Source organism: Niallia sp. FSL R7-0271, assembly GCF_038005785.1.
Classification (GTDB): domain Bacteria; phylum Bacillota; class Bacilli; order Bacillales; family Cytobacillaceae; genus Niallia.
In genome coordinates this window covers 1362323-1376924 of record NZ_JBBOTZ010000001.1, presented here as the reverse complement: position 1 = coordinate 1376924, position 14602 = coordinate 1362323, and the positions used below count along the sequence as shown (strand labels likewise).

12 protein-coding genes are annotated in these 14602 nt (G+C 41.0%); 1 reads left to right on the top strand and 11 read right to left on the bottom strand.

Annotated elements, in window-relative coordinates:
* From rlmN to MKX82_RS06885, 11 genes are all read right to left on the bottom strand, one after another.
* Complete coding sequence (gene rlmN / locus MKX82_RS06935) at nt 1–1092, bottom strand: 23S rRNA (adenine(2503)-C(2))-methyltransferase RlmN (RefSeq protein WP_233314440.1); 1092 nt, start codon at nt 1090–1092, stop codon at nt 1–3.
* Between the two features lies 1 nt (nt 1093).
* Nucleotides 1094–2446, bottom strand: a complete 1353-nt coding sequence (rsmB, locus tag MKX82_RS06930) for a 16S rRNA (cytosine(967)-C(5))-methyltransferase RsmB (RefSeq protein ID WP_237941171.1) — start codon at nt 2444–2446, stop codon at nt 1094–1096.
* Nucleotides 2436–3392 carry a methionyl-tRNA formyltransferase gene (gene fmt, locus MKX82_RS06925; RefSeq protein ID WP_233314442.1) on the bottom strand — a complete coding sequence of 319 codons (957 nt, stop codon included), beginning with the start codon at nt 3390–3392 and terminating at the stop codon, nt 2436–2438. The genes rsmB and fmt overlap by 11 nt, the downstream gene beginning before the upstream one ends.
* Nucleotides 3392–3874 (bottom strand): peptide deformylase, encoded by a 483-nt coding sequence (gene def / locus MKX82_RS06920; RefSeq protein ID WP_233314443.1) that lies wholly within the window; start codon nt 3872–3874, stop codon nt 3392–3394. Before def ends, fmt begins: the two co-directional genes overlap by 1 nt.
* A gap of 58 nt (nt 3875–3932) precedes the next feature.
* Complete coding sequence (gene priA / locus MKX82_RS06915; protein WP_237941169.1) at nt 3933–6347, bottom strand: primosomal protein N'; 2415 nt, start codon at nt 6345–6347, stop codon at nt 3933–3935.
* Nucleotide 6348: 1 nt separating this feature from the next.
* Nucleotides 6349–7551 carry a bifunctional phosphopantothenoylcysteine decarboxylase/phosphopantothenate--cysteine ligase CoaBC gene (gene coaBC, locus MKX82_RS06910; protein WP_233314445.1) on the bottom strand — a complete coding sequence of 401 codons (1203 nt, stop codon included), beginning with the start codon at nt 7549–7551 and terminating at the stop codon, nt 6349–6351.
* A gap of 180 nt (nt 7552–7731) precedes the next feature.
* Nucleotides 7732–7944, bottom strand: coding sequence for a DNA-directed RNA polymerase subunit omega (gene rpoZ / locus MKX82_RS06905; protein ID WP_233314446.1), 213 nt, complete (start codon nt 7942–7944; stop codon nt 7732–7734).
* Nucleotides 7945–7947: 3 nt separating this feature from the next.
* On the bottom strand, nt 7948–8562 hold the full coding sequence (gene gmk, locus MKX82_RS06900; protein ID WP_233314447.1) for a guanylate kinase: 615 nt from the start codon (nt 8560–8562) through the stop codon (nt 7948–7950).
* Nucleotides 8563–8571: 9 nt separating this feature from the next.
* Complete coding sequence (gene remA / locus MKX82_RS06895) at nt 8572–8835, bottom strand: extracellular matrix/biofilm regulator RemA (protein WP_101576563.1); 264 nt, start codon at nt 8833–8835, stop codon at nt 8572–8574.
* 59 nt (nt 8836–8894) lie between these two features.
* A complete protein-coding gene (locus tag MKX82_RS06890) occupies nt 8895–9770 on the bottom strand; it encodes a YicC/YloC family endoribonuclease (protein WP_251644594.1) in 876 nt (291 codons plus the stop codon).
* A gap of 135 nt (nt 9771–9905) precedes the next feature.
* On the bottom strand, nt 9906–12584 hold the full coding sequence (locus MKX82_RS06885) for a calcium-translocating P-type ATPase, SERCA-type (protein WP_233314449.1): 2679 nt from the start codon (nt 12582–12584) through the stop codon (nt 9906–9908).
* 291 nt (nt 12585–12875) lie between these two features.
* On the opposite strand from MKX82_RS06885, the gene MKX82_RS06880 reads away from it, so the two are divergent.
* Nucleotides 12876–14582 (top strand): Rqc2 family fibronectin-binding protein, encoded by a 1707-nt coding sequence (locus MKX82_RS06880; protein WP_341075952.1) that lies wholly within the window; start codon nt 12876–12878, stop codon nt 14580–14582.
* Nucleotides 14583–14602: the final 20 nt, after the last annotated feature.

The following is a 14602-nucleotide window of genomic DNA, read 5'->3' as shown; positions in this document are numbered from 1 at the left end:
TCACCTCGTCTCTTCTTGTCTCTCCTTCGCGCGAAGCTGGCCGCAAGCAGCATCAATGTCTGAACCTTGTTCTCTGCGGATTGTTACATTTACACCACGGTCTTTTAACGTTTTCTCAAACAAGAAAATTTGATCTCTTGGTGTGCGAACATAATCGCGTTCTGGAACATAGTTAACAGGTATTAGATTCACGTGGCATTTAACCCCTTTTACAAGTTTAGCCAATTCTTCCGCATGTTCTACCTGGTCATTAACATTTCCGAATAAACCATACTCAAAGCTTACTCTTCGTCCTGTTTTATTAATATAATAACGGATAGCATCCATTAATTCAGGAAGCTTATACGCTCTGTTGATTGGCATAAGTCTGCTTCTAATTTCCGTATTTGGAGCATGCAGAGAAACGGCAAAGTTGATTTGCATGTTCTGGTCGGCAAATTCATAGATCTTCGGAATGATACCACTTGTCGAAACCGTGATATGTCTAGCACCGATATTTAATGCTTTATCATGGTTAATGATTTTTAAGAAGCTGAGCATGCTGTTGAAGTTATCAAAAGGCTCACCAATTCCCATGATTACGACAGAGCTTACACGCTCATCCAATTTATCAAGGGCTTGCTGTACTTTTACGACTTGAGCAACAATTTCGCCTGCTTCTAGGTTTCTTTTTAATCCACCAAGGGTAGAAGCACAGAATGTACAGCCGATACGGCAGCCGACTTGTGTCGTTACACATACAGAATTACCATAATCATGTCTCATTAAAACTGTTTCAATGGAATATCCATCATGAAGTTCAAATAAAAATTTAATAGTACCATCACTTGATGTTTGTTCAATAATCGTTTTTAATGTTGTAATTGTGAAATTCTCTTCTAAAAGCAAACGGAGATTTTTCGACAAGTTAGACATATCTTCAAAGGAAGTAACCCTTTTTTTATAAAGCCATTCAAAGATTTGTTCTGCTCTAAACGCTTTTTCATTATGCTCTTTTAACCATTCTCTCAACTCGTCCAATTGCAAAGAGTAGATGGATGGGATTGTCGGTTCTGCTGTTTGTTTTCTTCTTGATGATTTTACTTGTTCCATTTTATTGCACCTTCTTTCTTAATGCCGCAATATAAAAGCCATCAGAGCCAAAATATTGTGGTAATACCTGCAGTTCATGCCCATTTGCATATTTCTGAATAGATGCGGGCAATCGTTCCACTAAACTTGTATCTTTTTCAAATTGGTTATTTGTTTGCAAAAATTGTTCCAGCACTGCTTCATTCTCCGCTTTATCAACAGTACAAGTGCTGTAAACCATTGTACCGCCCTTTTTTAACAATGGAGATAATGATTCAAGGAGCTGAAGCTGTATCGTATGAAGACGGCTGACATCCTCTTCTTTTTTTGCGTATTTAATATCAGGCTTTCTCCTCATTACCCCAAAACCGGAGCAAGGGGCGTCAAGCAGAATTCTGTCAAAGGATTCTTTCTCCAATACTTCAGGCAAACGACGGCTGTCCATCGCTTTTGTGTTAATATTATCCAAATGAAGTCTTTGGGCATTTTGCTGAATAAGTTTCACTTTATGCTCATGCAAATCAACAGATAGCACATTGCCACCATTTTGAAGCTTTTCAGCTATATGAGTTGATTTGCCTCCTGGTGCAGCACATGCATCCAGGACAGTTTCGTCTCCATCCACATTAAGAGCATAGGCAACAATCATAGAACTCTCGTCCTGAATTGTCAACAAGCCTTGCTTAAAGCAGTCAGAATTAGCGAGATTGCCTTTTAGTCCTTGGATGCCTTCAGGAATAATGTCGCTTGCTGCAACTTGATAGCCTTCCTCCTCTAACATACGCAAACATTCACCGACTGTTGTTTTGGTTGTATTGACCCGTGCTGTCTGCACAGGAGCAGTTAAGTTAATTTCGCACATTTTTTTTGTGTCTTCAAAACCAAGCTGATCTATCCAGCGTTTAACAAGCCACAAAGGATGACTCATCTCAATGGAAAGCCTTTCGGCTGGATCCTTAATGGAATCAAAGGCAGGAAGCCCTTTTCTTTGGATATTGCGAAGAACACCATTTACAAGACCTGCTATTCCTTTATGACCTTTTCTTTTTGCAATCTCAACTGCCTCATTGATAGCAGCATGATCTGGAATACGATCCAGAAATACGAGCTGATATAAAGTCATTTGCAAAAGTGTAATGACCCAGCTTTCCATCTTTTTCTTGTTTGTCAAAAAGGTATCCAAGTAAAAGTCCAAGGTCATTTTCCGCTGCAGTGTGCCGTAGACGATTTCTGTCAAAAGCCCGATATCCTTTTGCGGTATTTCATTTTTTTTAATGCTGCTGTTCAACAGCAGGTTGCTGTATGCCTGGTTGCTGTTAATGCTCTCTAAAATTTCGAGTGCTGCTTCCCTGACGTTTTTCTTTTTAGTTTTCATTGATAACTCCTAATATTTCCTTGACAGCAAGCTTCGCACCTGCACCACGCAGGAAAACGTCAGCTGTCATTTTTTTCTTGCCTGCTGGCTGAAGTTCTGTAATCTTTATGAACGAACCGCTGCCAGTTGCTACGATTAGACCGTCTTCCTCAATGCTTACAATCGTGCCTGGAAGATCATCTGTCTGTCTAGCTATTTTTTTTGCTCCCCATATCTTCATCGGCTTACTTTCGTATTCTGTAAAGGCAACAGGCCACGGATTCATGCCGCGAATTTTATTGTATATCTGCTCTCCTGATGACGACCAGTCGATTCTTTCATCAGATCTTTTTATATTTGGTGCAAATGTCGCCTTCTCGTCATCTTGAGGAATCGGTGTTAATTCACCGGCAATCAGCTTAGGTAAGGTGCTGGACAGGAGCTCACTGCCAGTTTCACTTAGTTTATCATGCAATGTACCAACTGTATCTTCTTCCTCAATCGGCACTTCTGCAACAGTCAGGATGTCTCCCGCATCTAGTTTTTCCGCCATGTACATGATGGTAATACCAGTTTTCTCTTTCCCTTGAATAATGCTGTAATGGATTGGCGCTCCGCCTCTAAGTTCAGGCAACAGAGACGCATGGACATTAATACAGCCCAGTTTCGGAGCATCAAGAAGCTCTTTCGGCAAAATTTGACCGAAAGCAGCTGTCACAATTAAATCAGGATTCAAAGCGATTATTTGCGCTAATTCTTCAGATTGACGTATTTTCTCTGGCTGGTAAACAGGTATACCGTGCTTTAATGCTTCAACTTTTACTGGTGGAGGAGTAAGCACTTTTTTTCTGCCAACAGGGCGATCAGGCTGTGTGACAACGGCAATAACTTCATAACCGTCCCCAATGATGCGCTGCAAAACCGGCACGGAAAAGTCAGGCGTTCCCATAAATACTATTTTCGTCATCAGCTCTCCACTCCTTCAAGTTCATCTTCTTCTAAATATCTAGATACTTTGGAAGTAAATAACACTCCGTCCAAATGATCCATCTCATGTAAAATGGCTCTTGCCAAAAAGTCCTCTGCTTCAATCGTAAACCATTTCCCTCTGCGATTTTGTGCTTGGACTTTAATGGAGTATGGTCTGCTTACTTCACCGAAAAGGCCTGGAAAGCTCAAGCAGCCTTCTGGTCCAGTTTGTTCACCGTCTGCAGACAGCAGCACAGGATTAATAAGTTCAATCGTTCCAGAACCATCGTCAATATCAACAACTGCAATGCGTTTTCCTATGCCAATTTGCGGAGCTGCTAGCCCAACACCGTCAAATTCTAGCATTGTATCATACATATCATTTAGTAATTTTGCTAACTTTTTGTCAAAAACTGTTACTTCCGTACACGGCTGTTCTAAAACCGGATCAGGAGACAGCACTATTTTTCTTACAGACACTGCTTTTCCTCCAATAACTTTTATATCTAAAAATACTTTTTTTATTTTAATAATGCTATCACATTAGTATATAAGGATTAACATCTATCGAAATTTGTAAACCATTTGTGCTCATTTCACCTTGATAGTGATCTAAAATCGACTTCAATACCTCTTTCAGGTTTGGTTCCTGTTTGTATTTTATCAGACACTGATACCGATATCTATTTTTTATTCTGGAAATAGGGGAAGCAACTGGTCCTAATACGACCGTCTTAGGAGAAAGCTTATGTCGCACGACTTTCGTAATTTGTTCCGTTACGGCGACTGTTTTCATCAGTTCCTCATGGCTGACAGTTATTAGTGTTATATAATAGTAAGGAGGATAGGAGTGGTTTCTTCTTATCATCATCTCACTCTGATAAAAGCTGTCATAATCTTGCTGGCTTGCCAATTCAATACTGTAATGGTCCGGTGTGTATGTCTGAAAGATTACTTCCCCTGCCAATTCATGCCTGCCAGCCCGCCCGCTGACCTGGGTTAGAAGCTGGAATGTCTTTTCTGAAGATCGAAAATCAGGCAAATGCAGCATCGTGTCTGCTGAAAGCACTCCAACTAACGTGATTTTCGGAAAATCCAGCCCTTTGGCAATCATCTGTGTTCCTAACAATATGTCTGCATTGCCCTCTTGAAACTCTCTTAAAAGCTTCTCGTGTGAACCTTTGCGACTTGTTGTATCAACATCCATGCGAATAACTCTTGCTTCTGGCAGCACTTTAACGAGCTCTTCCTCAACTTTTTGCGTTCCTGTGCCGAAATAGCGAATATGCTCGCTGTTGCACTCAGGACATTGAAGCGGCGTCTGGTCTTCATAACCACAGTAATGGCATTTCATCTGATTAGAAAAGCGATGATAAGTTAAGCTGATATCACAATGAGGACATTTTACCACATAACCACAATCACGACACATGACAAACGAAGAATGACCCCGTTTATTCAGAAACAATACAGTCTGTTCCTGTTTTTCAATGCGCACTTTAAGCTTTTCTAACAGCACCCGTGAAAACATGGAGCGGTTTCCTTCTTTAAGCTCTTCCCGCATATCGACAATTTCAACTTGCGGCAGCGGTCTGTTATTCATTCTGCTCGGAAGCGACAATTGGGTGTAGACACCCTTTTGCGCTCGGGCGAAGCTCTCCAGTGACGGTGTAGCACTGCCAAGAACAACAGGACAGCCATGACGTTTTCCTCTTTCAATCGCTGCATCTCTTGCATGATATCTTGGGTTTTCTTCTTGCTTATACGTCATCTCATGTTCCTCATCGATGATGATAATTCCAAGATTCTCAAACGGAGCGAATATCGCGGATCTGGCACCTACTACTACCTTCACTTCTTTACGTTGGATTTTTCTCCACTCATCATACTTTTCCCCGACAGATAATCCGCTGTGGAGGACCGCTACCTGGTCGCCGAACCGTCCTTTAAAACGATTAACCATTTGCGGAGTTAAAGCAATTTCTGGAACGAGAACAATGGCTTCTTCTCCTTTTTCAAGGACATTTTGAATGGACTGCAGATAAACCTCTGTTTTGCCGCTTCCTGTAACGCCATACAGCAAAAACACTTCATGCTTATCATTCCTAATGGATGAATGGATTGGCTCGATTGCTTTTGCCTGCTCGGCTGTTAAGGTAAGTGGCTCTGTTTTGGCAAATTGCCTTTGCTCATAGGGATCACGGTAGATTTCCATGTTTTTTTCAGCTAAGACTTGCTTCTCCACAAGGCCTTTTACTGCAGAACTTGAAATTTGTAATCTTTCAAGCAATTGCTTTTGTTCAATCGGATCTCTGTTTTCAATAAAAAACTCGACCACTTGCTTTTGTTTACTTGCTTGCTTAGACAAAGAATCTGCATATCTTTGCATTTCATCTGCACTCATCAGCGGAATGATATGCTTTGTTTTTTTCTGCTTTCCCCTTGATTGGACTTTATATTGAACTTCCACAATACTGTCTTTAACAAGCTTCTGAATCGCAGGAATGGAAGCATGCTTTATCGCTTCCTCCCAAAGCACTGTCTCTTCGTTTTTAAAAAGCTGTCTTAGTCCTTCAGGCAGCAAAAGTTCCCTGTCTTCCTTTATAAGTTTAAGGCTTCGTTCGTATTTCGCTTTTAATGCAGGTGGCAGCATTACCTGATAGGCAGAGATTTTATAGCATAATGTTGTTTTGGAAAGCCAGTCCCCAAGCAATAGCAGCTCTTCATTTAACACTGGAACAACATCCATCGGTTCAATCACTTTTTTCAGTGACTTAAAGGATGATGTCTCTTCTATGGATTCAACAAATCCCTGCACCTTTCTCGGTCCAAACGGCACAATCACCCGCATTCCTGGCTGAATGACTTCTTCCAAGTGCTCTGGTATTAAATAGTCAAACGGCCTGTCCGTTTGCTTTGCAGGCACGTCCACAATTACCTTTGCAACACTCATTTTAAATCTCTTCCTTTATTTTATAAGCTTGCTCGAGAATCTTTTTTGCGACCTCATCCTTTGTCATAAGAGGCAGCTCATCCTTTTCGCCATTGCGTTTATAGATGGTCACTAGATTTGTATCTGTGCCAAACCCCGCTCCTGCAGCAGTTATATTGTTGGCTACAATCATGTCAGCATTTTTCCGGTTGAGCTTTTCACGGGCATATTCATCAACGCTCTGTGTTTCAGCAGCAAAGCCGACCAGCACTTGATTGGTTTTTCGTTTTCCCAGCTCCAGCAAAATGTCCTTTGTTCTCGTAAACTCGATCATTTCTGTGCCGTCTTTCTTTTTAACTTTATGCTCATGTGCCAAGACAGGCTTATAGTCGCTGACTGCAGCAGTTTTCACAATAATATCGGCATGATTGCTGTTTTCCATAACTCGCTCGTACATTTCCTCCGCACTTTCGACAGGAAATACTTCCGCTTCTTTAGGAGGTGTCAAATGAGTAGGTCCTGTAACAAGAATTACTTTTGCTCCCATTTTGATTGCCTGCTTCGCTATACTGTAACCCATCTTTCCAGTTGAATGGTTGGAAACAAACCGCACTGGGTCAATTTTTTCCCGGGTAGGTCCTGCTGTTACCAAAACCGTTTGCCCCTCGAGCAGCTTCTTTTCCCCTTGAAAATGAGCCTCCATATGCTCAATGATTTTTTCCGGCTCTTCTAATCTGCCTTTTCCAACATAGCCGCATGCTAAATAGCCTTCTCCTGGATTAATGAAACGGTACCCGTAATCATACAATACTGCTATATTTTTTTGCACGGCTGGATGATCATACATATGCACATTCATTGCTGGAGCAATCCACACCTCAGCGGTTGCCGCTAACAGTGTTGTGGAAATCATGTTATCAGCAATTCCGTTCGCCAACTTCCCAATGATATTAGCGGTTGCCGGTCCGACTAAAATCAAATCAGCCCAATCTGCAAGGTCAATATGCGCGATGACTTTTGGATCTTTTTCATCAAAAGTATCTGTGAACACCTCGTTTTTCGAAAGCGCCTTAAATGTGAGCGGGGACACAAATTGCATAGCCGATTCAGACATGATTACTTTGACTTCTGCACCTTTTTGGGTAAGCTTGCTAGTCAACGCACACATCTTATAGACAGCGATACCCCCTGTCACACATAATAGAATCTTTTTACCTTGTAACAATTTGCATCCACTTCTTTCTCTTCTTTAGTACTTCTTATTATGCAAGAAATTAAAAGATTTTTCACCTGAGGTAACTCGTGAGTTTACAAACTTTGTCCACTCCATGAAAAAAGACTGATCTGATGAAAGATCCAGTCTTTTTTTGTTGATATTCACTCTTCTAAACGTGAATCTAATAGATCATTCTGTTTCAGCTGGGTCGTTTACACGGTATGTCAGCTGATCATGATTGATTTCCTCTAGCGCTTTTCCTACGTTTTTGTGTGAAATATATTTATCCAATTGCGGTTTTGCGTTTAATTGAAGCTTTCTTGCTCTTTTAGCAGCAACAGACACTAATGAATATTTTGAATCAATTTTAGTTAATAAAGAATCAATAGATGGATTTAGCATAGATTAGTTAGCCTCCAGCATTTTTTTATATTTTGGTTCTACTCTTTCTCTTCTGCAATGCTCTGCAACAATAATTGCTTTTATTTTTTCACATGCATTTTCAACTGTATCATTTTCAACTACATAGTCATACAAGTGCATCATTTCAATTTCTTCTCTTGCCACATTCATACGGTTATTAATGATTTCTTCTGTTTCTGTACCTCTTGTCACAATGCGGTTTTTCAACTCGGACAAACTCGGCGGGCTTAAGAATATAAACAGGCCATCAGGAAATTTCTCCCTTACTTGCCTTGCACCTTCCACTTCTATTTCAAGGAAAACATCTTTCCCTCTGTCTGTTGTCTCTCTGACATAGTCGACAGGCGTGCCGTAATAATTGCCGACAAACTCAGCATATTCCAGCAGCTTCCCTTGCTCGATTAAATCTTCAAATTCTTCTCTAGTCTTAAAGAAATAATCAGTTCCATCCACTTCACCAGTACGCGGAAGCCTTGTTGTCATGGAAATGGAATATTCAAAAGAAGTATTTTCCTGAGAGAAAATCTCCTTGCGGACCGTTCCTTTACCTACTCCGGAAGGTCCTGACAAAACAATCAAAAGCCCTTTATCTACCAAATCTTTCTCCTACCCTTCATCCAAAATTTCATCACGGTCATTTAATCGATGTGCAACTGTTTCAGGCTGAACAGCCGACAGGATAACATGATCGCTATCCATCACAATTACGGCTCTTGTTCTCCGGCCATATGTTGCATCAATAAGTGAGCCTCGATCTCTAGCATCTTGAATAATTCGCTTAATTGGAGCTGATTCAGGACTTACGATCGAAATGATCCGGTTTGCAGAAACAATATTACCGAAACCAATGTTAATTAGCTTGATGGACATAATTCTACCCCAATCATATTGTATTATTTTTGACGAGTTAGACTTAATCTAAACGTTCCTTATTCAATGTTTTGGACTTGCTCCTTTATTTTCTCTAAGAGACTTTTCAGCTCCACTACAACAGAGGCTATATCTGCCGCATTGCCTTTTGCGCCGACGGTATTCGCTTCCCTGTTCATCTCTTGTAAAAGAAAATCAAGCTTTCTGCCAACAGGTCCAGTTTCCTCTATTATAGAAGTAAATTGGTGAATATGGCTATACATGCGCACCAATTCTTCATAAATATCGGCTTTGTCAGCAAATATTGCAACTTCTGTCAAAAGCCTGCTCTCATCAAAAAGACCATTTGTATAGCTTTCCAGCTTTTCCTTGAGCCTCTCCCGGTAGCTTTCAACCACTTTTGGCGCAAGTTCCTTCAACTGGTCTGTGACTTGGCGGACGTTTTCGAGCAATATGCTTATGCTGGCCTTTAACAACCGTCCTTCCGCTTGTCTCATTACAGACAAATGCTGTGCAGCTTCACCTGCAGCATCCAATAGGAGCGGCTCCAGTACTGCAGCATTAATGGAATCGTCCAATGTTTTAAAGCAATCTTTGTTTTGCAACAGCTCATGAATCGACACCGCTTGGCTGATGCCATACCTGGCTTTCATTTCTTCAAGTACTCGGTAATACTCATCAAGCAATTGCCAATCAACGACCATCTTTTGATTTTTGGCATTATCGCCTTCAATCGTGATGAATATTTCTGCTCTTCCTCTATGTATATAAGCTGCTATTGTCTTTTTCACTGCATCTTCCAATAGTATATATTGTTTCGGCATACGGACAGTCTGTTCACAGAAGCGGTGATTAACAGTCTTAATTTCGACAGTTATGGTAATGCCCTCACCGTTTCGGGAACCTAGCCCATAGCCCGTCATGCTTTTCACCATATATCAACACATCCAAATGTTTTGGCATTTCGCTTTGCTGCTGCCATTTAATCACTTGCTCATTAAGAGATATCCACATAAAAAAAAACAAAAGGCATAGAGTTATCTCTAGTACCTTTTGGATTATAACATATTTTATTTTGATTTACTTAACAAAAATGATCCTGCTAGTAAAAAAGTTGGAACAGAAGCTAGACCTATCACCATTAGCCAATCCTTTGGAACGATGGCTACTGTATGGAAAATGCTTTGCAATGCTGGTACGTAAATAACGACAAGCACTAACAGTAAGGAAGAAATAACCGCCCAAACTAAATACATATTTCCAAATGGATTGCGGGACAAGATTGATTTTTCACTGCGGCAGTCAAAAACATGAATCAGCTGTGCCATTACTAATGTAGCAAAGGCAATTGTCTGGGCGTATGCAAGATTATCAGGATTTTCATTATATGCGAACATAAAGGCCGCGATAGTTGATAACCCGATTAGAAAACCTCTGGAAATAACCTTCCAGCCAAGTCCCCTTGCAAATACACCTTCATTCGGACTGCGCGGATCACGCTTCATGACATTATCTTCTGGTCTGTCTAATCCAAGCGCCATCGCTGGCAGACCATCTGTGACTAGGTTAACCCAAAGAATCTGGATTGGCACTAACGGCAGGGGCAGTCCTAATATCATTGCAAAAAGCATCACTAGAATCTCACCAACATTGGATGCTAGCAAATAGCGGATAAATTTGCGGATATTTTCATAGATATTTCTTCCCTCTATAATCGCTGCTTTAATAGAAGCGAAGTTGTCATCCATTAAAACAAGGGAAGAAGCTTCTTTGGCTACATCTGTGCCTGTAATGCCCATCGCAATCCCGATATCAGCCGTCTTAATAGCTGGAGCATCATTGACTCCGTCACCTGTCATTGCCACGATATGACCCCTGTTTTGGAAGGCCTGAACAATCTTCAGCTTATGCTCAGGTGAAACCCTAGCAAACACAGAAACATCCTCTACAACATCCTCTAATTCTTCCACACTCATATTTGAAAGCTCTTTACCTTCAAGCACTTTTGACTGGCTGTTAGCAATGCCAAGCTGTTTAGCAATGGCGTTTGCTGTAATCACATGGTCACCTGTAATCATAACCGTTTTAATTCCAGCTTCCTTACATTCCTTTACGGCCTGTTTCACTTCTGGACGCGGAGGATCGATGATGCCTTGCAGTCCAATAAACACAAGCTCGCTTTCTGCTTCTTTTTCATGCAAAATAATAGTGTTAGCAGAAATCTCTTTAAAAGCGATGGCAATTGTTCTTAATGCTTGGGATGCAAGTCCATCAATGGCAGCTTGTACGACCGACTTCTCCCGACTGCCGATGTTCTCCATTCTATTCCCCATCAAGATTGTCTTACTTTGTCCAATTAACACATCTGGGGCGCCTTTTGTTACAACAAACTGTCTTCCAGTAGAATCCTTAACAATGACACTCATCATCTTTCTTGTTGAATCAAATGGGAATTCCTTTACTATCTCGAATTGACTCAACAGCTGGCTTTTCGTAAATCCGGCCTTCATCCCGGCAACGATTAGCGCTCCTTCTGTTGGGTCACCATTCAAAACATACTCACCCGATTTTTGTTCAATTTCTGCATGATTGCAGAGCATCCCGAATGTGAGGAGCTGCTGCAGGCCTTTTTCGTTTTTAGGATCAATAACTTGATCTTTTTCATAATAATTCCCTTGCGGTTCATAGCCTGCACCGTCCACAGACCAAGTACGCCCGCTGCTCCAAATCTTAGTTACTGTCATCTTATTTTGTGTTAATGTTCCTGTTTTATCTGAACAGATTATAGAAGCACAGCCGAGCGTCTCTACAGCTGGAAGCTTCCGGACAACAGCATTTTTACGAATCATTTTTTGTACACCGAGGCTCAGTGCGATAGTTACAATTGCTGGCAGTCCCTCTGGGATAGCTGCAACAGCTAAAGATACACCTGCAAGCACCATTGTATACAGATCATTGCCTTGCAGCACACCAATACCAACAACAAGTACCGTTAAGAACAACGCTGTGACAATCAAGATTTTTCCGAGCTGTTCAAGTCTGCGCTGCAACGGTGTCGTTTGTGACTCTGCATTTTGCAAAAGATCTGCAATTTGGCCCATAGCCGTTTTCATCCCTGTAGCAATGACAACCCCCATGCCGCTTCCTCTTGTGACCATTGTTCCCATGAAGCCCATGTTTTCCATATCACCCAAAGTCAAATTGGGATTTTTTATAGAGTTAGTCACTTTTTGCACAGGCACTGACTCACCTGTCAAAGCTGACTCTTCTACTTCCAAGCTCCGTGATTCGATAACACGAACATCTGCACCAATTCTGTCACCACTGGAAAACTTGATTACATCTCCAGGCACAAGCTCTCTTGACAGCACCTTTATCCATTCGCCATTTCTTCGCACTTGGACTTGCGGCTGCGAAAGCTCCTTCAATGCAGAAAGTGATTTTTCAGCCCTTCTCTCCTGGAAAAAACCAAGAAAACTATTGAGAATGATGATTGCAATGATTGCAATCGCATCGATATATTCGCCTAATAAACCTGAAATCAACGTTGCTGCTAAAAGCACCAGAACCATAAAATCCTTGAACTGGTTGAAGAATAAGAGCAAAGCACTTTGCTTCTCTCCTTCCTCCAACTCATTTGATCCGAATTGCTTTACGCGCTTGCCGACATCATCATCCGACAATCCAGCCGAAAAATCGGTATTTAATGCTTCTTCCACTTCGTTCTCATTCATTTCATGATAGTTCATCCGGCCATCTCACTTCCCCCTTTTCTAAAATCAGGCTCGCCACTTAAAAAGGCGAAGAAATTATAGTCGTTCGAACACCTGCCAAACCTACATAGTTGTCCCACACCACTATATAAGAAATCATATTCATGCATTTGTGAAATAATGCTATTAATAATTGGAAAAGCATAAAAAGCCCCTCACAAGCCGTAAATTCCCTAATAGAGGCTGATACTTTATAATAAAAGAGATTTCATGTACATTAATAGAAGGTACTTATGTTTTTACTCGTAAAGAAAAGGAATGTTTATTATGTCATTTGATGGTTTATTTACTAGAGCGATGGCTTCGGAAATATCGCAAAATCTTAAAGGGGGAAGAATTAATAAGGTTCAGCAGCCTTTTACGAATGAAATTGTCTTAATTGTCCGGGCAAACGGCAAAAACCAAAAGCTGCTTCTTTCCGTTCATCCAAGCTATGCAAGAATTCAGCTCACTCAAGAATCATATGAAAATCCTAAAGAACCGCCTATGTTCTGTATGCTTCTGCGCAAGCATTTAGAAGGCTACTTTATCGAAAATATATATCAAGTCGAAAATGAACGGATCATTGTCCTTGAAGTAAAAGGACGCAATGAAATCGGTGATATCTCCTATAAAAAGCTGATCATTGAGATCATGGGAAGACACAGCAACATCATCTTAGTGGATCAAGAGAAAAAAACAATTTTGGACAGCATTAAGCATGTCTCCTATGCGGTTAACAGCCATCGGGCCATTTTGCCTGGTTATGAATATATCTCACCGCCAGCTCAAGAAAAAAGCAACCCTCTTGAAGCAACGGAAGAAGATGTACTCAAAAAGGTTGATTTCAATAGCGGAAAGCTCGATAAGCAGCTTGTTCAGCATTTTTCCGGCCTATCACCGCTCATCGCTAAGGAGATCGTATACAAAGCAGGGCTAGCGAATAGAACGACTCTACCCGCAGCCTTTGCAGCAGCGATGACCATCGTGAAAACCGAAAAATTCGAGCCTGCAATCATGATGACTGAAAACAAGGAATACTTTTATTTCGTGCCGATTGAACATGTCGGCGGTGAAGCAAAAAGCTTTTCTACATTAAGTGAAATGCTCGACCGCTTCTATTTCGGGAAAGCCGAAAGAGATCGTGTTAAGCAGCAGAGCAATGATTTAGAGCGTTTTATTCAAAATGAGCGGGATAAAAACAGCAAAAAAATCAGCAAGCTGGAAAGAACTTTATCTGAAGCAGAAAATGCTGATCATTACCAGCTCCTTGGTGAACTGCTGACCGCCAATCTATATGCTGCTAAAAAAGGGATGGAAAAGCTTGAAGTTATCAATTATTACGACCCTGACGGAAGCAGCATGGATATTGAATTGAATCCAAGACTATCACCATCTGAGAATGCCCAAAAGTATTTCACTCGCTATCAAAAAGCGAAAAACTCTATTGATATCATTAAGGAACAGATTGCTATTGCAAAAACGGAGCTAGAATATTTTGAGGCCTTGTATCACCAAATATTGACTGCCTCTCCGAAAGATATCCAGGAAATACGCGAGGAATTAATAGAGGAAGGCTATTTAAGAGAAAGACAGAAAAAACAAGCCAAAAAGCCGCAAAATGCGAAGCCTGTTCTTGACCAGTATACTTATGATGAAACAGAAATATTAGTAGGGAAAAATAATAAGCAAAATGATTACTTAACTAATAAAGTCGCAGCAAGAGATGAAATTTGGCTGCATACGAAGGATATACCAGGCAGTCATGTGGTTATCCGCAGCAAAAACCCTTCAGAGGAAACAATCTTGCAAGCGGCAAAACTGGCTGCTTATTTCAGCAAGGCTAGACAATCGAGTTCCGTTCCTGTTGACTATACACTAGTCCGCCATGTAAAAAAACCAAGCGGGGCAAAGCCTGGCTTTGTAATTTACGATAATCAGCAGACAGTTTATGTTACACCAGACGAAGAAACGGTTATTTCCTTAAAAAAATAAGAGGATAATCCCGGGTTAAG

Coding starts and splice junctions, on each gene's coding strand:
- MKX82_RS06880 (WP_341075952.1), top strand. CDS start 12,876: ATGTCATTTGATGGTTTATTTACTAGAGCGATGGCTTCGGAAATATCG.
- fmt (WP_233314442.1), bottom strand. CDS start 3,392: ATGACGAAAATAGTATTTATGGGAACGCCTGACTTTTCCGTGCCGGTT.
- MKX82_RS06890 (WP_251644594.1), bottom strand. CDS start 9,770: ATGGTGAAAAGCATGACGGGCTATGGGCTAGGTTCCCGAAACGGTGAG.
- rsmB (WP_237941171.1), bottom strand. CDS start 2,446: ATGAAAACTAAAAAGAAAAACGTCAGGGAAGCAGCACTCGAAATTTTA.
- MKX82_RS06885 (WP_233314449.1), bottom strand. CDS start 12,584: ATGAACTATCATGAAATGAATGAGAACGAAGTGGAAGAAGCATTAAAT.
- rpoZ (WP_233314446.1), bottom strand. CDS start 7,944: ATGCTAAATCCATCTATTGATTCTTTATTAACTAAAATTGATTCAAAA.
- remA (WP_101576563.1), bottom strand. CDS start 8,835: ATGTCCATCAAGCTAATTAACATTGGTTTCGGTAATATTGTTTCTGCA.
- rlmN (WP_233314440.1), bottom strand. CDS start 1,092: ATGGAACAAGTAAAATCATCAAGAAGAAAACAAACAGCAGAACCGACA.
- priA (WP_237941169.1), bottom strand. CDS start 6,347: ATGAGTGTTGCAAAGGTAATTGTGGACGTGCCTGCAAAGCAAACGGAC.